This window comes from Siminovitchia fortis (assembly GCF_007681465.1).
Taxonomy (GTDB): domain Bacteria; phylum Bacillota; class Bacilli; order Bacillales; family Bacillaceae_C; genus Siminovitchia; species Siminovitchia fortis.
Genome location: NZ_VEKZ01000022.1, coordinates 1 through 22,630, shown reverse-complemented (window position 1 = coordinate 22,630; position 22,630 = coordinate 1). Strand labels below are relative to the sequence as shown.

The window sequence follows — 22,630 nt, the reverse complement described above, 5'->3', positions numbered from 1 at the left end:
GGAAAAAGCGCAAGATGAATCGCTGGAAGCCTGTTTCGTGTTTGCCTGCGAGACATCGAGGGCCTCCTGCTCATTCAAATGAAAAAGCATGAAGTTACTCCTCATGCTTTTCTAAAATCTTTTTCATTTTTCTTGTGAATTCCCGCCTCGGCAGCATGACGCTGTGCCCGCACCCTTCACATTTCATTCGGATATCCATCCCCATCCGGATGATCCGCCAACGATTGGTTCCGCATGGATGAGGTTTCTTCATTTCAACAACGTCGTGAAGGTCAAATTCCTTTTTCTCCATTCTTATCCCCCTTGTCGGTCACCTAAATGATTGTCCTGCTGGTGTACGTTCCCTTGCATCATCACAATGCGCTGATACGGGATGTCCACCTGATGGGCATCTAATGCAAGCTTGATGGCCTTTCTCAGCTCTCTTGCAATAAACGCATTTTGAAGCGGCAATGTCTCCGCAGTTACCCTTAGTACAATTTCGGAAGCACCCAATTGCTGAACCCCTAGTACGCTGGGCTTCCCTACGATCTGTTCATATTTTTCCGGCATCGTTTCCAGCACATTTTCAATGAGGCTTTCCACCTTCTTCAGATCTGCCTGATACCCAAGATAAATATCTACAACAGCTACACTGTTATGCAGGGAAAAATTTGTCACTTCCGTAATGTTGCCGTTTTGAAGAATATATAATTCACCGGTCCAGTTCAATATTTTTGTTGTCCGGAGGCCAATTTCATCGACGGTACCTTCAAACTCCCCGATTCGAACATAGTCGCCGACGGAAAATTGATCTTCAAAGATGATGAAAAAGCCGCCAATGATATCTTTAACAAGGTTTTGGGCGCCAAATCCGACGGCAAGCCCCAAGATGCCCGCCCCAGCCAGGATTCCTGTCACATTGATTGTCAATGCCGAAAGAATCATGACGATAGCAATGAAATACACCGTATACGTCAAGATATTTTGCAAAAGCTTGATAAGGGTTGCTTCACGCCTCTCTGAAAATTGCAGCGGCACCTTCGATCTTCTTTTAAAAATTCTTCCAATCGCAGCCTTTCCGACTCGTATGATGATAGAAGCCAAAATAATAATGATAATGATTTTTAAGGCTATAAATCCATATTTAATCCATAATTCAGGGTCGGTCAGCTTATCTATAAATAGGTTCGTATTTTTTTCGAGTTTTTCAAGTTCTTTAAGTTGTTCATCCATTGAGTTCACCTGACTCGTTTCTTAAATTCGTTTCTTTATTTTATCAATAATTCATGTCCCTTTCCAATGACACATAAAAAGTCCTCCCTAACCCCATCTCCATGTATAGAAAACGGCGGTTCTTCGTATACTGTTTATCAAATGGAAATTAAAACGACGGAGCTAAAGGGGGATTGGAGTGGAGCAACAGAATATAATTGATGCAATTGTGCATTTTGAGGATCAAGCTGCTGTCCATAAAATATCCGACGCTCTTTTGGACCTTCTTCCCTCGCAGAAAAATCAGCCTGTCGTCATCATATGCATCGGAACGGACCGGTCAACCGGAGATTCGCTCGGACCGTTAATCGGATCCTTCTTGCATGAAGCCGGAATGAACTTTTTTCATGTGTACGGAACATTGGAGAACCCCGTTCATGCTATGAACCTGAAGGATATTTTGGCTCATGTGAAAAAAACATACAAAAACCCGTTCATCATCGGGATCGATGCCTGTTTGGGCAGGATAGCAAACATCGGTGAAATCAAGGTCGGAACAGGCCCGGTCAAGCCTGGAGCGGGGGTAAATAAAAAGCTCCCGGAAGTAGGCGACGCTTTTATCACTGGTATCGTCAATATGGCCGGCCATCTGGAATTTGTCGTGCTTCAAAATACGCGGCTGAATCTTGTCATGAAGCTGGCAAAAAAGATTGCTGCAGCCCTTGTCGAGACAGACAGAATATACGACAAAAAAAGAACCTTTCAGTCAATCGGTTTCAACTTTGTAAAAAGGAAATCGGCTAAATAGCAAAAAGGAAAGGCGAGACATTAACGCGTTAAAGCGGCGGGGGCCTGTCCCCAGGCCTTCTTCCTGTTTCTTTTACATTATTTTCACTTGAAAAATATGTATCATTGTAACGATTACCGCCACTACCAGAATGCCTGGCAGCAGGTTGGCCACCCGGATCTTCGTCAAGCCGACCAAATTCAGGCCGATTGCAAAGATCATAATTCCTCCGGTTGCTGTCATTTCCAATATAAAAACATCCATCAATTCCTGTGGTACAAGCCGATTGATCTGGGTTGCAAACAAAGCGATCGTTCCCTGATAAAGAACGACCGGAATGACGGAAAAAATGACGCCAATTCCGAGTGTTGTCGACAAAATAAGGGCAGTGAACCCATCGATAATCGCTTTCGTGTACAGCACATTGTGGTCATTCCGGATTCCGCTGTCAAGCGCTCCAAGAATTGCCATTGCGCCAATCACGAAAATGAGCGTGGCAGTGACAAAGCCCTGAGCAATGCTCCCAGTACCGCCAAAACCACCCATCTTTCTTTCCAGCCATCGGCCCACAGCGGCAAGCTTATCATCGAGTGCCCACCATTCACCCAGCACAGCACCAACAACAAGGCTGATGATGACGATTAAAAAGTTTTCGCTTTTAAATCCCATCTGCAGCCCGAGAACTATGACCGCCAATCCGATTCCATACATGACTGTTTCCTTCATTTTTTCCGGAATCGATTGCAGGAATCTTCCAAGCAGTGTGCCGATAATAATACAGATTCCATTAATAATCGTACCCATTAAAACCATGAACTCACCTGACTCTTCCTAATAATGAAGCAATCACTCTCTTAACTCCATTATTTCCAAAATGCGTTCCAGATCTTCCTGGGAAAGAAACTCGATTTCAATCTTTCCCTTTTTCTTCGTTTGGCTAATTGTAACAGTTGTTCCAAACTTTTCTCTCAGACGATCTTCCCGTTCCCTTATAAAAACATCCTTCTTAATCGTTTTCTTTTTTGTTTCACGTGGAACATTTTCATTTAGTCTCTGGATCAGCTTCTCCAGCTGGCGGACATTCAATCCTTCTTTTATTGTTTGTTCCGCGACGGAAACCATCTTGTTCTTCTGTTTGAGCCCGAGCAATGTCCTGCCATGGCCCATGGATAATTTCCCCTCTGTAATCAAGTTTTGGATTTTTGGCGGCAGTGTGAGCAGCCTGATATGATTGGCAATATAAGGCCTGCTTTTACCAAGCCTTTTGGCCAGATCTTCCTGCGTAATGCCGAGCCTGTCCATTAAAGTTTGATAGGCGGCCGCTTCTTCCATTGGCGTCAAATCCTCGCGCTGCAGGTTTTCCAAAACTGCAAGCTCCATCATTTGAGAATCATTAAATTCTCTGACAACCGCAGGAATTCTTTTTAAATGGGCCGCTTTAGCCGCTCGGAACCGCCTTTCCCCGGCAACAATTTCGTAACTTTTCCCGTTTTTTCTCACAATGATCGGCTGTAAAATCCCGTGCTCTTTAATAGATTCCTTGAGCTCGGCAATCGCTTCGGCGGAAAAATTTTTCCTTGGTTGATAGGGATTAGGCTTGATTTCAGTCAATTGGATTTCCCGTACCGTCTCCTCTGTTCCCACATCCACATCTATGTTCGCAAACAAAGCATTAATGCCTTTTCCCAGTCCTTTAGCCAACTTCAGCCACTTCCTTTGCGAGTTCTAAATAAACTTCCGCTCCCCTTGATCTGGGATCGTAAATGATGATCGGCTGCCCGTGACTCGGCGCTTCACTCAGCCGGATATTTCTTGGAATCACCGTTTGATAAACCTTATTTTGAAAGTATTTCTTCACTTCCTGAATGACTTGGAGACCGAGATTTGTCCGGGCATCCAGCATCGTCAGGAGCACACCCTCTATCATCAGTTCCTGATTCAAATGTTTCTGTACAAGCCGGACTGTATTTAACAGCTGGCTGAGCCCTTCCAGTGCATAATATTCGCATTGAACAGGGATCAATACCGAATCAGACGCCGTTAAGGCGTTGATTGTCAGCAATCCGAGCGACGGAGGGCAGTCTATCAAAATAAAATCATATTGATCCCTTACTTCGTCCAAAGCACGTTTCAAACGGACTTCCCTTGAGATGGTCGGAACAAGCTCAATTTCGGCACCCGCCAGTTGAATGGTCGAAGGGACTACCGACAGATTTTCCACTGCCGTCTCCTGAATCACTTTTTTAATATCTGTATCATCAACGAGCACGTCATAGACGCATTCATTGACCTCCCCTTTATCAATCCCCGCTCCGCTTGTCGCATTCCCTTGCGGATCTATATCTACAATTAATACTTTTTTTCCGATGTAAGCCAAACAGGCCCCTAAATTGATGGAGGTTGTCGTTTTTCCGACGCCCCCTTTTTGGTTGGCTATGGAAATAATCTTTCCCAACAATTTCACCTACCCCTTACTTCCTACGAAGATTGTTCGCACCTCATCCATTTTATCAAATAATGAACAATTATTTTATCGTAATCTAAAAAAATGGGAAACTTGTTTTTTCAAGCTTCCCATGGCCAGGTTAAATAATCTATTTTTCTTTGTTTTTTGGAATTTTAATAGTGATTTGATAGTAATGGTCGAAATCTTCTTCCGTGGAATCCAGCTTAATTCCTGTGTCAGCCACCATTGAAAGCGACTGGCGGATGGTGTTGACGGCAATCCGCATATCTTTGCTGACGGCTTTCCGCCTTTTGGCCGGCTTGGGCTTTTCATCCGAAAGCATCCTGGCCACTTGTTCTTCCGTCTGTTTGACATTTAAATTCTTTTCGATGATCATTTCCATTAATTTTATCTGTTTATCGGATTCTTTTAATGGAATCAAAGCACGGGCATGGCGCTCGGTAATTTCCTTTTTTAGAAGGCCTTCCTGTATCTCTTCCGGAAGTTTAAGAAGGCGAAGTTTGTTTGCCACAGTGGATTGGCCTTTTCCAAGCCTCTGGGCCAACGCTTCCTGCGTCAAATTATGAAGTTCCAGCAGTTTTCCGTATGCCATGGCTTCCTCAATCGGAGTCAGTTCCTCCCTTTGCAGGTTTTCAATCAAAGCGACGGAAGCTGTCTCGGTATCATTCAGATTTTTAATGATAGCGGGTATTTCTTCCCAGCCAAGCATCTGGACAGCGCGGAATCTTCGTTCGCCTGCTATGATTTCAAATTGTTCATTCCCTGCTTCCCTGACAACAATCGGCTGGATGATTCCATGTGTATGGATCGTACGGGCCAGTTCTTCTATCTTTGAATCATCAAAAATAGTCCGCGGCTGGAACCGGTTTGGAAAAATGGCGGAAACAGAAATATTTCTTACTTCTTCCCGTTCTGCCAGATCCTCTGCTTCTGCCTCTATCTCATTCTCTGCCGGCAGCTCTTTATCACCCAACCCAAAAAAACGCGAGAAAGGATGTTTCATCCTTCTACACCACCTTGAAATAGTAACTCCCTTTTATACATCATACTATTTTTTCTTCTATTTTTCCTGCCGAACTTTTGCTCTATCTTCTATAAAATTATTCTAACGGCAATTTATTCGGAGTGCCCGGCTTGCGCGGATATTTTTTGGGTGTTTTTTTCACCTTTTCCACAATAACGATGTTCCGTTCGCTTTCTTCGATCGGCAGTTGGAAAGAATGGATATCCGCCAATTTTCCGCCAAGCAGCTTGACCGCTTTTTCACCTGCAGCAAGCTCCTCTTTAGCATTGGCTGCTTTTAAAGCAACGAACAATCCGCCCTCTTTGACGAGCGGCAGGCAAAGTTCAGCCAAAACGGACATTCTTGCAACAGCACGCGCCGTCACGATATCAAACTGCTCCCGGAACTCTTCTTTTTTTGCAAAAGTTTCCGCCCTGTCATGGTAAAAGAATGTATCATCAAGTTTCAATTCTTTTGCAAGCTCATGCAAAAAAGTGATCCGCTTTTTCAACGAATCTACGATCGTCACTTTGATTTCCGGAAAACAGATTTTCAGCGGAATGCTCGGAAATCCGGCTCCCGCTCCCACATCACAAAGCGACAGTGGCTGACTCAAATCGAGAAAAAAAGCGGCGCTCACCGAATCATAGAAGTGCTTCAAATACACTTCATCATGATCGGTGATCGCTGTCAGGTTCATTTTTTCATTCCACTCTACAAGGATTTTGTAATAAAGCTCGAATTGCTCCAGCTGGCGGGCGCTTAACTCAATTCCTTTGTTTTTCAGCTGCTCTGTAAATTGCTCAATATTCATTGGTTAACCCTTTCTTAAGAACTAACTAAATCAGTTATCTCCCGATACTCTGGCAATTTTTCCATGTTCAATATATACCAACAGGATGGAAATATCCGCCGGATTAACTCCTGAAATGCGGGATGCCTGGGCGATGGACAGCGGGCGCACTTTGTTCAGCTTCTGGCGTGCTTCTGTCGCAATGCCATGGATGGCATCATAATCAATATCTTCAGGGATTTTCTTATTCTCAAGCTTTTTCAGCTTTTCCACCTGCTGCAGTGATTTTTCGATATACCCCTCATATTTGATCTGAATTTCCACCTGGTCGATCACATCTTCAGACAGTTCTTTTTCCGGGGGTATCAACTGGACAATATGGGAGTATTTCATTTCCGGGCGCTTCAATAGATCGGATGCACGGATCCCGTCCTTCAATTCGCTTCCGCCTGCTTCGCGGATGAGTGCCTGTGTTTGCTCATTCGGTTTTAAAATTGTCTTTTGCAGGCGTTTGATTTCTGCTTCTATATCCGCTTTTTTCTTCGTGAATTTCTCATATCTTTCCTGGGAAATTAATCCGATTTCATAACCGAGATCCGTCAAACGGAGATCACAGTTGTCCTGGCGAAGCAAAAGCCGGTATTCTGCACGTGAAGTCAGCAGGCGATACGGCTCGTTCGTTCCCTTTGTGACAAGGTCATCAATCAGGACACCGATATATGCATCGGAACGGCTTAGGATGACTTCCTCTTTTCCAAAAATATTTCTCGCCGCGTTAATTCCCGCCATCAAACCTTGGGCGGCCGCTTCCTCGTAACCGGACGTTCCGTTGATCTGTCCGGCAGTGTAAAGATTTTTGATCTTTTTTGTTTCCAGTGTCGGCCACAGCTGGGTAGGTACGATGGCATCATACTCAATGGCATATCCCGGTCTCATCATGCGGGCATTTTCAAGTGCAGGGATTGTTTTGAGCAGTTCATGCTGGACTTCTTCCGGCAAGCTGGTTGACAGTCCCTGAACATATACTTCGTTCGTATGCCGTCCTTCCGGCTCAAGAAAAATCTGATGGCGCGGTTTATCATTGAAACGGACGACCTTATCTTCAATGGAAGGACAGTAGCGGGCGCCGGTTCCTTTAATCATTCCTGAAAACATCGGGGAACGGTGCAGATTTTCATCGATCAGCCTGTGTGTACGTTCATTCGTATACGTCAGCCAGCATGGCAGCTGGTCTGTGATCATTTTCGTTGTTTCATAGCTGAATGCCCTTGGCTCTTCGTCGCCGGGCTGGATTTCCGTCAGGCTGTAGTCAATTGTCTGGCTGTTAATTCTAGGCGGTGTCCCTGTTTTGAAACGTTCCATGTCAAATCCAAGCTCCTGCAGATGTTCCGAAAGCTTGATGGATGGCTGCTGATTGTTCGGGCCGCTCGAATATTTCAGTTCACCCAAAATAATTTCACCACGAAGGAACGTTCCTGTTGTGATGACAACAGCTTTTGAACGGTAAACGGCGCCTGTCATCGTGACAACGCCATGGCATACTCCGTCTTCTACAAGCAGCTTGTCGACCATTCCCTGATGCAATGTCAGATTCGGTTCATTTTCAAGTGTATTTTTCATTTCATGCTGGTACTGGAACTTGTCGGCCTGTGCGCGCAAAGCTTGGACTGCCGGTCCTTTTCCGGTATTCAGCATTCTGATTTGAATGGCAGTTTTATCGATGTTCTTTCCCATCTCGCCGCCCAGCGCATCAATCTCCCTGACGACAACACCTTTAGCCGGTCCGCCGATGGACGGGTTGCATGGCATGAAAGCGACCATGTCCAGGTTGATGGTGATCATCAAAGTTTTCGCACCCATTCTGGCGGCCGCCAGGCCCGCTTCGCATCCGGCATGACCCGCTCCAACTACAATGATGTCATACTGGCCTGCTTCATATTGCTGCATGCGTCTTACCTCCTTTAAATTATTTCCCTAAGCAAAATTGCGAGAATAGCTGATCGATCAAACTATCCTGTACCGTGTCACCAATGATTTCACCAAGCAGTTCCCACGTTCTCGTCATATCGATTTGGACAATGTCAATCGGAGTGCCCGCCGCAATGCCTGCCTGCACATCTTCGATCGCCTGAAGCGCTTGATGCAAAAGGGCGATATGGCGGCTGTTTGAAACATACGTGATATCGCCGGCTTCCAATTCCCCATGGAAAAACATATCGGCTATTCCCTGCTCCAGATCGTCAATCCCTTCTTCCTGAAGCAATGAAGTGGTAATGATCTTATGCTTTCCGGCAGCTTGTTTTACCTGATCCATATCTATTTTCCGCGGTAGGTCCGTCTTATTGACGATGACAATGACATCCATGCCCTCAACGGCTGCAAACAGCTGCTTATCCTCCGGAGTGAACGGCTCTGCCGAATTCAACACAAGCAAAATAAGATCCGCTTCCTTGAGGACCTTCCTTGACCGCTCGACACCGATTCTTTCCACTATATCTTCCGTTTCCCTAATACCCGCTGTATCCACCAGGCGCAAAGGTACTCCGCGAACATTCACATATTCTTCAATGACATCCCTTGTTGTTCCGGGAACATCCGTAACAATGGCTTTATTTTCCTGAACGAGGCTGTTCAGCAATGATGACTTTCCGACATTCGGGCGGCCGATAATGACCGTCGAGAGCCCTTCACGCAATATTTTACCTTGTTCAGCCGTTTTTAGTAATTTGTTTATCTCTTTTTGAATATGATCCGCTTTTTCCGTCAGCATGCGGTGCGTCATTTCTTCCACATCATCATATTCAGGATAATCAATGTTCACTTCCACATGTGCCAGGGTTTCGAGAATTTCCTGGCGCAATGCAGTAATCAATTTGGAAAGGCGTCCTTCCATTTGATCAAGTGCAACATTCATCGCCTTATCCGTTTTCGCCCGGATCAGATCCATGACAGCTTCTGCCTGGGATAAATCGATTCTTCCATTAAGAAATGCCCTTTTGGTGAATTCCCCAGGTTCAGCAAGACTGGCCCCATTGTTTAAAACTAATTGAAGTACGCGGTTGACGGACACCATCCCGCCGTGGCAGTTGATTTCCACTACATCCTCTTTCGTATAAGTCCGCGGTGCCCTCATGACGCTTACCATTACTTCCTCTATCGTTTCCTCTGTTTTCGGCTGGATGAGCCGGCCATAATGAATCGTATGGGAGGCAGCTTCTTTCAAGCTCTTTCCGCTTGCGCTTCGAAAGATTTTTTCCGCTATATCAACCGCTTCTTCCCCGCTGATCCGGACGATGGCGATTCCGCCTTCGCCGAGCGGCGTGGAAATGGCTGCTATCGTATCAAAATCCATCTTGCTCACCACTTTTTTTAAAAAATAAGTACAAATTTTTTTAAAGATATTCGTATAAAATTATTGTGCTTTGTCCAGCTCCAGCGCCCAGCGACTAGCAAACTTCGCACTCCTCCACTACGATAAGTCAACATCGGCTCCTTCGTCGCCGTGTTTCCTTTATCTCATTGCGGAGTACTCCAGTTTGTACGTCGCTAAACGGGCGCTTGCGCTTTTCTTTAATCCACAATAAAATTTTCGTCCAAAACATCAGGTTTTATCCACAAGCCAAAAAGCCGTACTCTTTATTTTAGCTTATCCACATGTGAATAACAATGCAGCACGGTTACGTTTTAGCAAAAAAATAGCATCATATTGATGGGGGCCTTATTTTCTTTCAGGCCCAATTGCCTCCAATTCCTTACTAAGAGCAGCGTTCAGCCACTCTGACAGTCATAATCTCCGTATATCCTATATTGATCTCCTCTTTCTGCTGGACGGCACCCTTCTAAACTTTCATCATTCCCAAGCTTGCCCGGACTTATTGGGTTCCCTCAAACAGAACAAATGCGTAAGCGCCTGTTTATCGACGTACAGACTGGAGCGCTTCTGACGAGATAAAGGAAACACGCGCAGCGGAGCGGAGCGATGTTGACTTATCGTAGGAAGAAGCGTGAAGTCTGCTAGTCGATAGGCGCTGGAGCCGGACGCAGCACTAAGTGACAAATAAGTTACTTACAACCTGAGCATTTTATAATTTCCTAACAACAAAAAAACACCTCCCGCATATGGGAGATGTCATTTCGGCTGGATGACGACATATCGATTCGGCTCTTCCCCTCTGGAAATCGTTTCGACATCTTCGTTTTCAGCAAGCACTGTATGTATGATTTTTCGTTCGTAATTGGGCATGGGCTCCAATGAAACGGGCTCTCCCAGCTGAGTTGCTTTGGATGCAAGCCTTTCGGCAAGACGTATGAGCGTTTCTTTCCGCCTGTCCCGATAATCTTCCGGATTCAGTATCACTCTTATGTAATGGGATGAATGGCGGTTGGCTACAAGCTGCGTCAAATATTGTAGGGCATTGAGGGTCTGCCCCCGCTTTCCGATCAGCAGCCCCATTTTTTCTCCTGAAATATTGAACATGACATTTCGCCCGTCTTTTTCGACAATGTCGATCTCCGCTTCAATTCCCATATTTTTCACGATGTTTTGTAAAAACTGTTCCGCTGATTCGACAGCGCCCGGCTTTGCCGTCACTTCAACGACAACCGGGCGCGACCCAAACAGCCCGAATAGTCCTTTTTTTCCTTCGTCAACAATTTTGATTTCTACTTGATCTTCTGTAGTCTCTAGTTGAGCCAAAGCCGATTGTACTGCTTCTTCCACGGTTGATCCGGTTGCAGTGACTTGTCTCACTTTTTAGCTCCCCTCACCTTTCCATCGTTGGCCGCTGTCCCTTCAACGACCGGCGGCTTAATAAAATACGTCTGAACGATCATGAAAATATTACCGACTACCCAGTATAAAGAAAGCGCTGCTGGAAAGTTGATTGCAAAAACCATAATCATGACCGGCATGATATAAAGCATCATCTGCATTTGCGGATTGGCGCCTTCAGTACCTGCCATCATCAGCTTTTGCTGCAGAAAAGTCGTAATCCCCGCAACGACCGGTAATATATAGAAAGGATCCGGTGCACCCAAATCAAACCAAAGAAATCTATGGGTAGCAATTGCTTCTGTTCTGATAATTGCCTGGTAAAACCCGATGATGATCGGCATTTGAATTAATAATGGAAAACATCCTGCCAAGGGGTTAACGCCGTGTTTTTGAAAAAGCTGCATCATTTCTTGCTGCAATTTTTGCTGGGTTTGAGCGTCTTTAGAGCTGTACTTCTCTCTTAATTTTTGCATTTCCGGCTGGAGTACCTGCATCGCCTTTGAATTCTTTGTTTGTTTAATCATGAGCGGCAGGATGGCAAGACGAATCAATAACGTAGCGATAACAATCCCCAAACCATAGCTATTGCCAAAAAATTCGGCAATTGTTGTAATCAGCCATGATAAAGGATATACAATATACTTGCTCCAAAATCCAGTGCTTTCAGATGTAATCGGCACAGGGTTATTGTACGTAGAACAACCGGCTGCAATTACGACAAGCGCAAGCACAGCTGCCATGAGTAATATTCTTTTTTTCAAAACTTCATATCCTCCCTGTGTATGAAAATAACCCCTGTATGGGCAATTAGATATGGTCTAACGGTTATTTTAACACTTTTCATAGTCGCTGTTGATTAAAATCATGTTTATTTTTCGCATGCTTTGTCTTTTTCAGACTTTTTCCAAGCCGGAGGACATGTTCCAGGCTTTTTTTCACTGAATGATAATCCATTTCGGCCGCCGGTTTCCTGGCGATAATAACAAAATCCTTATTGTGGCTCACTTGCTCCTCAAGCTCATGGAATACTTGGCGGATATAGCGCTTGACCCTATTTCTCGTTACCGCATTTCCAATCTTTTTGCTTACAGACAGACCGATCCTGAAATGGGCCTGTCCCTCTTTTTCCAGCATATATATGATAAACTGCCTGTTCGCCACCGATTTCCCTTTTTTAAAAACTATTTGAAACTCTGCATTTTCCTTGATCCTAAATTCCTTTTTCATATATCCACCTCAACATAGAAAAGCGCAAGCGCCTGTCCATCGACGTACAGACTGAAATGCGGAAGACGGCCGTTTAGGGGCGACAAGCGCTGGCCGCCGACAAACGCCACATCCTGTGGCATCGGTGGCACTAGGACATCCTGTCCGTCGGAGGGCAGTCCAGTGAAGTCGTTCTTTGACTTCATTGGATTGACCGAAGCGACCTCGAGCCCCTGCCGTCTGAAGCTAGACACTGGAGTGCCTCTGACGAGATAAAGGAAACACGGCGAAGCCGCAGGCGAGCCGATGTTGACTTATCGTAGGAAAGCAGCTTACTCTGATTACCTCGTGAGAAGCATCTTTGAGTAAGCTTCGTGCAGCTTTGCGACGAGGTGAGATTAACATCCTCGAATACGCTACGCCGCAGGAGCACATTAGGCGCGAAGTCTGCTAGTCGATAGGCGCTGGAGCTAGACAGTTATTCAGTGCTTTTCTAATTAGAAAAAAGACCACTGAGACGTTTCAGTGGTCTACGCTGACAATACTTTTCTTCCTTTACGACGGCGAGCTGCCAAAACTCTACGGCCGGTTTTTGAGCTCATTCTTGCACGGAAGCCATGAACTTTGCTTCTTTTTCTTCTATTTGGTTGGAATGTTCTTTTCATTTATGACACCTCCTCGAGGATTTGAACAATCACAGGTTAGACAGTCTTTCTAATTATAAAGATGCGATTCATTGATTGTCAACCTCTCATTTTTATTTTTTGGCCGATTCTCTTGCTGAACCCGATTCATTTTTCCCTGTGGATTATTTGTGAAATCATTTTTTTATATTCACAGCAATTATCGACAAGTTTTTCACATATTCTGCAGCTGTTGATAATTTATTTTATGGCAATATTTAATAATGTGGATAATGCCCTCCGTTCATTGCAGTCCTATGTTTTATTTGGTATGATAAAATTGTTTTTACTGTGGAAAGCATTTCTTATTCATTGGTTTATCCACATATTGTGAATAACATGTGGATTGTTTATTCACCCGCTATGGATACTATTGTCCACATTTAGTGGATATTGTCGAAAAGGACCCTTTCTACTATATATATACTTTTCCACATTTACCAGACCCTCAAAAGGAAATCCAATGTCCCATATGAATGTGAAGCAAAGGAGGTAAAGTATTGGAAAACCTGTCTGATCTTTGGGAGAAAGTGCTTGAAAAAATAGAAAAGAAGATTAGTAAGCCCAGTTTTGATACATGGTTGAAATCTACTGAAGCATATGAGCTTCAAGGCGATATAATGACAATCGCTGTTCCCAACGAATTTGCCAGAGACTGGCTTGAAGGCCGCTATACAGATTTAATCTCCAAAATTTTATATGAACTGATCGGAGAAAACTTAAATATAAAATTCATTATTCCTCCTGATGCGGAAGAAGAGTTGAAAAAGGAACCGGCACCCAGCACAAGCGCCATCCAGAAAATAAAAAGGGAAGAAACATATCAGAACATGCTCAACCCAAAATATACATTTGACACATTTGTCATCGGTGCAGGCAATCGCTTTGCCCATGCTGCATCGCTTGCGGTCGCCGAAGCGCCCGCAAACGCTTATAATCCGCTTTTCATATACGGAGGCGTCGGTCTGGGAAAAACCCATCTGCTTCATGCGATCGGGCATTATGTACTCGAACACAATCCGTCGGCAAAAGTGGTTTATTTATCTTCCGAAAAATTTACAAACGAGTTTATTAACTCGATCCGGGATAATAAAGCAGTTGATTTCAGAGATAAATATCGAAATGTGGATGTGCTTTTAATAGACGATATTCAATTTATAGCCGGAAAAGAACAAACACAGGAAGAATTTTTCCATACATTCAACACCCTTCATGAAGAAAGCAAGCAAATCATCATTTCAAGCGACAGGCCTCCAAAAGAGATACCGACTTTGGAGGACAGGCTGAGATCACGGTTTGAATGGGGATTGATTACAGATATCACCCCGCCTGATTTGGAGACCAGAATCGCCATCTTACGGAAAAAGGCAAAAGCGGACGGCCTGGACATCCCGAATGAAGCCATGCTGTACATAGCGAATCAGATCGATACGAATATCAGGGAGCTCGAAGGGGCACTGATCCGGGTTGTCGCCTATTCATCGCTGATCAATAAGGATATTAACGCTGATCTGGCAGCCGAAGCATTAAAAGATATCATTCCCAGTTCCAAGCCGAAGGCCATTACCGTTTTGGATATTCAAAAAACAGTCGGTGCAGAATTTAATGTCAGGCTGGAGGACTTCAAAGCAAAAAAAAGAACGAAATCAATCGCTTTTCCGAGGCAGATTGCCATGTTCCTTTCCAGGGAACTGACAGATCTCTCCCTGCCAAAAATCGGGGAAGAATTTGGAGGGCGGGACCATACAACAGTCATTCACGCCTATGAAAAAATATCAAAAATGATGGAATCCGATACAGAATTCCAAAACATCGTGAACGGCATCCGCGATTCATTAAAAAATCCGTGATGGGGACGGTGTGTATAAGTGTGTCTCTTTGCTTCACATGTTGCCCACATGTGAATAACCCGAAATTTTGACTCATTCACATACTTATCAACATATCCACAGCCCCTACTACTATTACTACGATTTTTTTTAAAAAAGATAAATAAATTAAGGCTGAAATGAGGGAAGGAATCATGCAATTTACCATTCAGCGAAATCGGCTGACCAATAGTGTTCAACATGTCATGAGGGCTGTTTCTTCAAGAACGACAATACCCATTTTGACTGGAATAAAAATTGTTGCCGACAATAACGGAATCACATTTACAGGAAGTGACTCCGATATATCAATCGAATCGTTCATACCTGTTGAAGAAGACGGCGATCAACTAATCGAAATGAAACAAACGGGAAGCATCGTCCTTAATGCAAGATTTTTCGGGGATATTGTGAGGAAACTCCCAATGGATACAGTGGAAATAGTTGCGGAGGATTCCCAGCATATACTGATTAAATCAGGAAAAGCGGAATTCAATTTGAACGGGTTCGACCCTTCGGAATATCCGCTTCTTCCTCAAATATCGGAAGAGGATGTATTTTCCATGCCTGGTGACCTTTTGAAAACGATGATCAGGCAGACCGTTTTTGCGGTGTCCACCTCAGAAATACGCCCCATCTTGACAGGTGTCAACTGGCAAATAGAAAATGGGAATCTCACTTGCGTAGCAACGGACAGTCATAGGCTTTCAAGAAAGTCTTCGCCAATAGATGTTCCTGGGGATGTCAGCTATCAAACGGTCATTCCGGGAAAAAGCCTTATAGAGCTAAGTAAAATATTGGATGACAGCGACCGTCCCGTGAATATTGTTATTACTGAAAACCAAATACTTTTTAAAACGAAGAACATCCATTTCTTCACAAGGAGGCTGGAAGGAAATTACCCTGATACTTCCCGCCTGATTCCGACCGATTACAAAACGAATATCACCCTTGATGGAAAATTGTTCAACGATGCGATTGACCGTGCCTCTTTGTTAGCAAGGGAAGAAAGAAACAATGTTGTTAAACTCACTTCCCAAGGGAGAAATGTTTTGGAGATTTCATCCAACACCCCTGAAATCGGCCACGTTTCAGAGGAGATTCCAATTGAATCCCTTGAAGGCGAAGAACTGATGATTTCGTTCAGTGCAAAATACATGATGGAAGCCCTAAGGGCGGTGGATGGAACAGAGATTACGATCAGTTTTACAGGTGCGATGAGGCCGTTTATCATCCGTTCGGAAGAAGATCCGTCAGTACTGCAGCTGATTCTGCCTGTAAGAACTGCCTGAAAAAACCTGCCGCTTTCGGCAGGTTTTTTCCTATTGTGAATCCTTCTAAACTTTGTCATACAGGCAAATCTTTAGTAAAATAAAGATAGCAGATTACTTTATATGAAAAGAGTGAGAACGTGGAAACGAAAATCAAAATTGAAACGGATACCATTACGTTGGGACAGTTTCTGAAGCTTGCTGATCTGATTCAATCCGGAGGGATGGCCAAGTGGTTTTTAAGCGAGCATACAGTCCTCGTGAATGGAGAGCAGGAGCAGAGAAGAGGAAGGAAGCTTGCAGAGGGCGATCTGCTTGAAATCACAGGAGTTGGAAGTTTCCTTGTTGTCCGCTAGAGGTTGTTGACCCGATGTATATTGTAGAACTGGAACTGGAAAATTACCGGAATTATGAACACCTCTCACTGTCTTTTGAAAATAAAGTAAATGTCTTTGTCGGAGAAAATGCCCAGGGCAAAACAAATGTCATGGAAGCGATCTACGTGCTGGGAATGGCGAAATCCCACAGAACGTCCAATGATAAAGAATTGATACGCTGGGATGAGGATTATGCTAAAATAGATGGTAGGGTCCAAAAGACAAACGGATCTGTCCCTTTGCAGTTAATTATTTCCAAAAAAGGGAAAAAGGCAAAATTTAATCATATAGAACAGCGAAAATTAAGCCATTATGTTGGAAATATGAATGTCGTCATGTTTGCGCCTGAAGATCTCCGTCTTGTCAAAGGGAGTCCCCAAACAAGGCGTCGTTTTATTGATATGGAGATCGGCCAGGTATCTCCGGTTTATCTCTATGATATCGGACAGTTTCAAAAAATCCTGCAGCAGCGGAATCATTATTTGAAACAGCTGCAGACAAAACGGCAGACAGACCGGACGTTTTTGGATATTTTGGATGAGCAATTTATCAGTGCAGCCATCAAAATCATTCAAAAAAGATTTGAATTCATCCATCTGCTGCAAGGATGGGCCAAACCAATTCATGCTGGCATTTCCCGAAGTCTGGAAACGCTGGGCATTCAATATAAACCCTCTCTGGACGTATCAGAAACTTTCGATTCGTCCAAAATGATTACCGTATTTGAAGAAAAACTTTCGTCAATCAGGGAAAGGGAAATTGAACGGGGAATCAGCCTTATCGGCCCTCATCGGGACGACGTGAATTTTTTTGTGAACGGGCGCGATGTTCACACATTTGGTTCACAGGGCCAACAGCGGACAACCGCCCTTTCCGTGAAGCTGGCCGAAATAGAATTGATTCATTCGGAAATTGGAGAATATCCGATTCTTCTATTGGATGATGTACTTTCAGAACTGGACGACTACCGCCAATCACATTTGCTTAACACGATCCAGGGGAAAGTCCAGACGTTTGTCACAACAACGACGACAAGCGGAATTGACCATCAGACAATCAAAGAAGCGGACAGTTTTTTTGTGCAAAACGGAACTATTACAAAAATGCAGTGAGGTGAACACCAGTGTATGTCCATGTGGGAGATGATGTGATGATTCGCTCCAGTGAAATCATTGCTATTTTAGATAAGCAGACGATCCTGGATTCTGAAGGAATGCAGGAGATGCTCCAAAGAAGAAAGTCCGAATCGGTGAATATTTCAAACGGCATCTTTAAATCTCTAGTCATTACTCCCACCCGTATGTATCTCTCACCCATTGCGATTGCCACTTTAAAGAAAAAAGCGCTGAACGGCGTACCGATAAACGGTTAAGGTTCATGATGAAATAGATGGAAAGTGCAGGTGAATCCTCAATGTCAATGGAACATAGAGCATTGCAGGAACAAACGTATGATGAACATCAAATCCAGGTGCTGGAAGGACTCGAAGCAGTCCGCAAGCGTCCTGGAATGTATATCGGCTCCACGAGTGCCAAAGGGCTTCACCATCTCGTGTGGGAAATTGTCGATAACAGTATCGATGAAGCCATGGCGGGCTATTGTGATGAAATAGTGCTTACCATCGAAGCTGATAACAGTATCACAGTCGAGGACAATGGACGCGGAATCCCTGTCGGCATCCAGGAAAAAATGGGCCGCCCCGCTGTGGAAGTCATCCTGACGGTACTTCATGCGGGCGGTAAGTTTGGCGGCGGCGGTTATAAAGTATCCGGCGGCCTACATGGTGTTGGTGCCTCCGTCGTTAACGCGCTGTCCAGCGAACTGGAAGTATATGTCCATTTGAATGGAAAAATCCATTACCAAAAATATGAACGCGGGGTCCCTCTTTTTGATTTGAAAGTCATCGGGGACACTGATCGAACAGGAACAACGATTCATTTCAAGCCTGATCCTGAAATATTTACGGAAACAGTGGTATATGATTTTGAAGTTCTTTCTTCCCGTACCCGGGAGCTGGCTTTTTTAAACAAAGGGCTGAAATTGGTCATTGAAGATAAGCGCGGGGAAGAGCCGGTCAGGAAGGAGTACCATTACGAAGGCGGACTCATTTCTTATGTTGAACATTTGAACAGGTCCAAAGAAGTGCTTCATGAAGAGCCCATCTACATTGAGGGAGAGCGTGAAGACATATCGATTGAAATCGCGATGCAATATAACGATGGATATGCGAGCAATATTTACTCTTTTGCGAACAATATCCATACGTATGAGGGCGGAACGCATGAATCCGGGTTTAAGGCTGCGTTGACAAGAGTCATCAACGACTATGCGCGTAAAAATCAAATTTTTAAAGAAAATGACAGCAATCTCTCCGGGGAAGATGTCCGGGAAGGATTGACAGCCATCATTTCCATCAAACATCCGGACCCCCAGTTTGAAGGACAGACGAAAACGAAACTCGGGAACTCTGAAGCACGCACCATAACCGATGCGCTGTTCTCTGAACACTTTGAGAAATTTTTACTGGAAAACCCGTCTTTGGCCAGGAAAATTGTTGAAAAAGGCTCCATGGCGGCCAGAGCGCGCTTAGCGGCCAGGAAAGCGCGGGAATTGACGCGCCGTAAAAACGCCCTGGAAGTTTCCCATCTTCCCGGCAAATTGGCAGACTGTTCCTCTAGGGATGCATCGATCAGCGAATTATATATCGTTGAGGGGGATTCCGCCGGCGGTTCAGCCAAGCAGGGACGCGATCGGCATTTCCAAGCGATCTTGCCGTTGAAGGGTAAAATCATCAACGTTGAAAAGGCAAGGTTGGACCGGATTTTCTCCAATGCCGAGGTTCGGGCAATCATCACGGCACTTGGCACCGGGATCGGTGAAGAGTTTGACATCTCTAAAGCGAGATATCATAAAGTCATCATTATGACGGATGCAGACGTGGACGGCGCCCATATCCGGACTTTGCTGCTGACGCTGTTCTACCGCTACATGCGGCCGCTTGTTGAAGCGGGTTTTATCTACATTGCACAGCCGCCTCTGTTTAAAATCAGCCAAGGCAAAAAAGATATCTACACCTATTCCGAAGATGAATTGGAGGCCGCCCTGGCGGAACTGCCGAAACAGCCGGCACCGGGTGTGCAGCGTTATAAGGGCTTGGGAGAGATGAATCCGGAGCAGTTATGGGAAACAACAATGAATCCCGAATCAAGGACACTTTTACAAGTGGGCCTTGAGGACGCCATTGACGCGGATGAAACGTTTGACATGCTGATGGGTGAAAAAGTGGAGCCGCGGCGCCTGTTCATTGAAGAAAATGCCTTGAATGTCAAAAATCTGGATATATAACCGGTCGGTTGAAAGCAAGTGATGCAGAAATAAAATTTGCTGCTTCACTCGCTTTTTTTAAAGAAGGAAGGTTGTGAGTTTATGACAGATATGCCTGATAACGTTAAAGAAATAAATTTAAGCCAGGAGATGCGTTCGTCGTTCTTAGACTATGCGATGAGTGTTATTGTTTCTCGTGCCCTTCCCGATGTCCGGGACGGCCTGAAGCCGGTTCACCGCCGAATTATATATGCCATGAATGACCTTGGAATGACGAGTGACAAAGCGTATAAGAAATCGGCAAGGATTGTCGGTGAGGTAATCGGGAAGTATCATCCGCACGGAGACTCTCCTGTATATGAAACAATGGTGCGGATGGCCCAGGATTTCAGCTACCGGTATTTGCTTGTGGACGGTCACGGGAATTTCGGTTCGATTGACGGTGACTCGGCAGCCGCCATGCGGTATACGGAAGCGAGAATGTCAAAGATTTCAATGGAACTTGTTAGAGACTTGAATAAGGACACGATTGATTATAAACCCAATTACGATGGTTCGGAAAAAGAACCGATAGTTTTGCCTTCTCGTTTTCCGAATCTGCTTGTCAACGGTTCATCGGGAATCGCTGTCGGAATGGCAACAAACATTCCTCCCCATCAGCTTGGCGAAGTGATTGATGCCATCATTTCATTGAGCAAGGATCCTGATATTACCATCCAGGAATTGATGGAGCATGTTCAAGGGCCTGATTTTCCGACCGCCGGCTTGATTGTCGGCAGAAGCGGGATCAGACGGGCCTATGAAACCGGCCGCGGATCCATCATGATGCGTGGCAAAGCCGAAATTGAAACAAAAGCGAACGGCAGGGAGACAATCATTGTCAATGAGCTTCCTTACCAGGTCAATAAGGCAAGGCTCATCGAGCGGATCGCCGAGCTTGTCCGTGAGAAAAAAATCGACGGAATTACAGAACTTCGGGATGAGTCGGACCGTACCGGCATGCGGATTGTCATGGAAGTCCGAAGAGATGCAAATGCCAATGTCATTTTAAACAACCTGTATAAAATGACAGCCCTGCAAACAAGTTTCGGCATTAACATGCTTGCATTGGTAGATGGCCAGCCGAAGGTTTTAAATCTTAAACAATGCCTTTACTATTATTTGGAGCATCAAAAGGTCATTATCAGAAGGCGAACCGAATTTGAACTGCGCAGGGCGGAAGCGCGTGCCCATATTCTTGAAGGCCTCCGGATCGCTTTGGATCATATTGATGAGATCATCAGCCTGATCAGGGGATCAAAGACTACAGATATCGCGCGGGCGGGCTTGATGGAGCAATTCAGCCTGAGCGAAAAGCAGGCGCAAGCCATCCTTGATATGAGGCTCCAGCGCTTAACCGGACTGGAAAGAGAAAAGATAGAAGAAGAATATCAAAACCTTATGAAGCTAATTGCTGAACTAAAGGCGATTTTGGCTGACGAGGAAAAAATTCTTGAAATCATCAGGGAAGAGCTGCTTGAAATCAAAGAGCGCTTTGATGATGGCCGCCGAACTGAAATTGTCGCCGGCGGACTCGGCGAATTGGAAGACGAGGATCTCATTCCAAGAGAGAATATCGTTGTGACGCTCACCCATAATGGTTATATTAAACGGCTTCCGATTTCAACATATAGGAGCCAGCGGCGCGGCGGCCGCGGCGTGCAGGGAATGGGCACGAATGAAGATGATTTTGTCGAGCATCTGATCACAACATCGACCCACGATACGATTTTGTTTTTTACAAACAAAGGGAAGGTGTATCGGGCGAAAGGGTATGAAATTCCTGAATTCAGCAGAACAGCCAAAGGGCTGCCGATCATTAACCTGCTTGGCATCGAAAAAGGCGAATGGATCAACACGATCATCTGTGTCGAAGAGTTCCTTGAAGATTGGTATTTGTTCTTTGCAACAAAGCATGGCATTGTGAAGCGGACGCCTGTATCCGCCTTTGCCAATATTAGAACAAACGGGTTAATCGCCCTTAATCTTAGAGAGCATGACGAATTGATCTCTGTTAAATTGACGGACAACAGCAAAAATATCGTCATAGGAACAAAAGACGGCCTTCTTATCCGTTTCCACGAAACTGACGTGCGGTCAATGGGAAGAACGGCAACGGGCGTGCGGGGCATCAACTTGTCCAAAGATGATGAAGTCATTGGAATGGAGATTCTTGAAGAAGATCATGCTGTCCTCGTCGTAACTAAAAATGGTTACGGAAAGCGGACGCCTGCAGCGGATTACCGGATTCAATCGCGCGGCGGAAAAGGAATCATTACGTGCAATATTACGGAAAAGACCGGAACAGTCGTTGCCCTTGAAACGGTAAAAGGCGATGAGGACCTCATGCTTATCACAGCAGGCGGTGTCCTGATCAGAATGTCTGTTGAAGATATTTCGATACTTGGGAGAAATACTCAGGGGGTCATATTGATCAGGCTGGATGATGAGGAATCCGTCGCTACCGTGGCGAAAGTGGAAAAAACGGAAGGGCTCGAAGAAATTTCAACTACCCCAAGTGACGAAGAAATCACAGGCGAAGAGTTATATGAATCTTAAATTTGGAGCGTCGGGAGTACCGGCGCTTCTTATTTTTTGATTGAGAAAAAAAGTTTCAAAAAAGCATTGCCAGAGCAAGTAAAAGGTGATATATTATTAATCGCTGTCCAAACAGGGTGTAACCGAAAAAAGTTTTTCAAAAAAACAGTTGACACCTAAAAGATAGTTTGATATGATATAAAAGTCGCCCAAGAGAGCGACTGAAAGCAAAAGCAAGTTTGATCTTTGAAAACTGAACGAAACGAAACGTCAATAATTTTGATGTAACAATGGTTTTGAACCATT

Annotated in this window: 22 protein-coding genes; 8 read left to right on the top strand and 14 right to left on the bottom strand. The window is 44.7% G+C overall.

All coding sequences use genetic code 11. From position 1 onward, the window contains the following. Nucleotides 1–94: 94 nt before the first annotated feature. Together FS666_RS09325 and FS666_RS09320 are read right to left on the bottom strand one after the other, a co-directional pair. Nucleotides 95–298, bottom strand: a complete 204-nt coding sequence (locus tag FS666_RS09325; RefSeq protein ID WP_425326480.1) for a DUF951 domain-containing protein — start codon at nt 296–298, stop codon at nt 95–97. Then, a complete protein-coding gene (locus FS666_RS09320; protein ID WP_144461578.1) occupies nt 295–1,215 on the bottom strand; it encodes a mechanosensitive ion channel family protein in 921 nt (306 codons plus the stop codon). The genes FS666_RS09325 and FS666_RS09320 overlap by 4 nt, the downstream gene beginning before the upstream one ends. A gap of 178 nt (nt 1,216–1,393) precedes the next feature. On the opposite strand from FS666_RS09320, the gene yyaC reads away from it, so the two are divergent. Then, nucleotides 1,394–2,002, top strand: coding sequence for a spore protease YyaC (gene yyaC / locus FS666_RS09315; protein WP_144461580.1), 609 nt, complete (start codon nt 1,394–1,396; stop codon nt 2,000–2,002). Between the two features lie 72 nt (nt 2,003–2,074). Here the strand turns inward: yyaC and FS666_RS09310 are convergent, their stop codons facing one another. From FS666_RS09310 to rpmH, 12 genes are all read right to left on the bottom strand, one after another. Continuing rightward, the gene (locus tag FS666_RS09310) at nt 2,075–2,794 is read right to left on the bottom strand and encodes a DUF554 domain-containing protein (protein WP_144461583.1); all 720 of its coding nucleotides are present in this window, start codon (nt 2,792–2,794) and stop codon (nt 2,075–2,077) included. 33 nt (nt 2,795–2,827) lie between these two features. Further along, on the bottom strand, nt 2,828–3,682 hold the full coding sequence (locus tag FS666_RS09305; protein WP_144461586.1) for a ParB/RepB/Spo0J family partition protein: 855 nt from the start codon (nt 3,680–3,682) through the stop codon (nt 2,828–2,830). Further along, on the bottom strand, nt 3,675–4,436 hold the full coding sequence (locus tag FS666_RS09300; RefSeq protein ID WP_120073600.1) for a ParA family protein: 762 nt from the start codon (nt 4,434–4,436) through the stop codon (nt 3,675–3,677). The genes FS666_RS09305 and FS666_RS09300 overlap by 8 nt, the downstream gene beginning before the upstream one ends. Before the next feature lie 139 nt (nt 4,437–4,575). Continuing rightward, on the bottom strand, nt 4,576–5,451 hold the full coding sequence (noc, locus tag FS666_RS09295) for a nucleoid occlusion protein (RefSeq protein ID WP_120073516.1): 876 nt from the start codon (nt 5,449–5,451) through the stop codon (nt 4,576–4,578). A gap of 97 nt (nt 5,452–5,548) precedes the next feature. Beyond that, a complete protein-coding gene (gene rsmG, locus FS666_RS09290; protein WP_144461589.1) occupies nt 5,549–6,265 on the bottom strand; it encodes a 16S rRNA (guanine(527)-N(7))-methyltransferase RsmG in 717 nt (238 codons plus the stop codon). A 30-nt stretch (nt 6,266–6,295) separates the two neighbouring features. Further along, entirely contained in the window at nt 6,296–8,191 is a 1,896-nt protein-coding gene (gene mnmG / locus FS666_RS09285) for a tRNA uridine-5-carboxymethylaminomethyl(34) synthesis enzyme MnmG (RefSeq protein ID WP_144461592.1), read from the bottom strand. Nucleotides 8,192–8,210: 19 nt separating this feature from the next. Next, complete coding sequence (mnmE, locus tag FS666_RS09280; protein WP_144461595.1) at nt 8,211–9,596, bottom strand: tRNA uridine-5-carboxymethylaminomethyl(34) synthesis GTPase MnmE; 1,386 nt, start codon at nt 9,594–9,596, stop codon at nt 8,211–8,213. 777 nt (nt 9,597–10,373) lie between these two features. Beyond that, the gene (gene jag / locus FS666_RS09275; protein WP_144461598.1) at nt 10,374–10,994 is read right to left on the bottom strand and encodes an RNA-binding cell elongation regulator Jag/EloR; all 621 of its coding nucleotides are present in this window, start codon (nt 10,992–10,994) and stop codon (nt 10,374–10,376) included. Further along, the gene (gene spoIIIJ, locus FS666_RS09270) at nt 10,991–11,779 is read right to left on the bottom strand and encodes a YidC family membrane integrase SpoIIIJ (RefSeq protein WP_120073505.1); all 789 of its coding nucleotides are present in this window, start codon (nt 11,777–11,779) and stop codon (nt 10,991–10,993) included. Before spoIIIJ ends, jag begins: the two co-directional genes overlap by 4 nt. Nucleotides 11,780–11,858: 79 nt before the next feature. Continuing rightward, nucleotides 11,859–12,245 carry a ribonuclease P protein component gene (gene rnpA / locus FS666_RS09265; protein WP_144461601.1) on the bottom strand — a complete coding sequence of 129 codons (387 nt, stop codon included), beginning with the start codon at nt 12,243–12,245 and terminating at the stop codon, nt 11,859–11,861. Then, a complete protein-coding gene (locus FS666_RS20470) occupies nt 12,242–12,376 on the bottom strand; it encodes a hypothetical protein (protein ID WP_260842233.1) in 135 nt (44 codons plus the stop codon). Before FS666_RS20470 ends, rnpA begins: the two co-directional genes overlap by 4 nt. A 378-nt stretch (nt 12,377–12,754) precedes the next feature. Further along, the gene (rpmH, locus tag FS666_RS09260; protein ID WP_120073498.1) at nt 12,755–12,889 is read right to left on the bottom strand and encodes a 50S ribosomal protein L34; all 135 of its coding nucleotides are present in this window, start codon (nt 12,887–12,889) and stop codon (nt 12,755–12,757) included. Between the two features lie 518 nt (nt 12,890–13,407). Here rpmH and dnaA point away from each other — a divergent pair. The 7 genes from dnaA (at nt 13,408) to gyrA (ending at nt 22,345) form a co-directional block, all read left to right on the top strand. Next, entirely contained in the window at nt 13,408–14,757 is a 1,350-nt protein-coding gene (dnaA, locus tag FS666_RS09255; protein WP_144461604.1) for a chromosomal replication initiator protein DnaA, read from the top strand. Nucleotides 14,758–14,930: 173 nt separating this feature from the next. Further along, nucleotides 14,931–16,067, top strand: a complete 1,137-nt coding sequence (dnaN, locus tag FS666_RS09250; protein ID WP_120073491.1) for a DNA polymerase III subunit beta — start codon at nt 14,931–14,933, stop codon at nt 16,065–16,067. Between the two features lie 119 nt (nt 16,068–16,186). Further along, nucleotides 16,187–16,402: a ribosome maturation protein RlbA gene (yaaA, locus tag FS666_RS09245; RefSeq protein ID WP_120073489.1), complete on the top strand. Its 216-nt coding sequence runs from the start codon at nt 16,187–16,189 to the stop codon at nt 16,400–16,402. 14 nt (nt 16,403–16,416) lie between these two features. Further along, on the top strand, nt 16,417–17,535 hold the full coding sequence (gene recF / locus FS666_RS09240) for a DNA replication/repair protein RecF (protein WP_120073486.1): 1,119 nt from the start codon (nt 16,417–16,419) through the stop codon (nt 17,533–17,535). Nucleotides 17,536–17,546: 11 nt separating this feature from the next. Beyond that, nucleotides 17,547–17,795, top strand: coding sequence for an extracellular matrix regulator RemB (gene remB, locus FS666_RS09235; protein ID WP_120073484.1), 249 nt, complete (start codon nt 17,547–17,549; stop codon nt 17,793–17,795). 47 nt (nt 17,796–17,842) lie between these two features. After that, nucleotides 17,843–19,768: a DNA topoisomerase (ATP-hydrolyzing) subunit B gene (gene gyrB, locus FS666_RS09230; protein ID WP_144461611.1), complete on the top strand. Its 1,926-nt coding sequence runs from the start codon at nt 17,843–17,845 to the stop codon at nt 19,766–19,768. 81 nt (nt 19,769–19,849) lie between these two features. After that, the gene (gene gyrA / locus FS666_RS09225; RefSeq protein WP_144461606.1) at nt 19,850–22,345 is read left to right on the top strand and encodes a DNA gyrase subunit A; all 2,496 of its coding nucleotides are present in this window, start codon (nt 19,850–19,852) and stop codon (nt 22,343–22,345) included. Nucleotides 22,346–22,630 lie beyond the last annotated feature (285 nt).

What these genes read in the sequence shown, in the direction of transcription:
- rsmG (WP_144461589.1), bottom strand. Translation starts at nt 6,265, where the DNA reads ATGAATATTGAGCAATTTACAGAGCAGCTGAAAAACAAAGGAATTGAG.
- mnmG (WP_144461592.1), bottom strand. Translation starts at nt 8,191, where the DNA reads ATGCAGCAATATGAAGCAGGCCAGTATGACATCATTGTAGTTGGAGCG.
- rnpA (WP_144461601.1), bottom strand. Translation starts at nt 12,245, where the DNA reads ATGAAAAAGGAATTTAGGATCAAGGAAAATGCAGAGTTTCAAATAGTT.
- mnmE (WP_144461595.1), bottom strand. Translation starts at nt 9,596, where the DNA reads ATGGATTTTGATACGATAGCAGCCATTTCCACGCCGCTCGGCGAAGGC.
- FS666_RS09310 (WP_144461583.1), bottom strand. Translation starts at nt 2,794, where the DNA reads ATGGTTTTAATGGGTACGATTATTAATGGAATCTGTATTATTATCGGC.
- gyrA (WP_144461606.1), top strand. Translation starts at nt 19,850, where the DNA reads ATGACAGATATGCCTGATAACGTTAAAGAAATAAATTTAAGCCAGGAG.
- dnaN (WP_120073491.1), top strand. Translation starts at nt 14,931, where the DNA reads ATGCAATTTACCATTCAGCGAAATCGGCTGACCAATAGTGTTCAACAT.
- noc (WP_120073516.1), bottom strand. Translation starts at nt 5,451, where the DNA reads ATGAAACATCCTTTCTCGCGTTTTTTTGGGTTGGGTGATAAAGAGCTG.
- rpmH (WP_120073498.1), bottom strand. Translation starts at nt 12,889, where the DNA reads ATGAAAAGAACATTCCAACCAAATAGAAGAAAAAGAAGCAAAGTTCAT.
- FS666_RS09320 (WP_144461578.1), bottom strand. Translation starts at nt 1,215, where the DNA reads ATGGATGAACAACTTAAAGAACTTGAAAAACTCGAAAAAAATACGAAC.
- gyrB (WP_144461611.1), top strand. Translation starts at nt 17,843, where the DNA reads ATGGAACATAGAGCATTGCAGGAACAAACGTATGATGAACATCAAATC.
- recF (WP_120073486.1), top strand. Translation starts at nt 16,417, where the DNA reads ATGTATATTGTAGAACTGGAACTGGAAAATTACCGGAATTATGAACAC.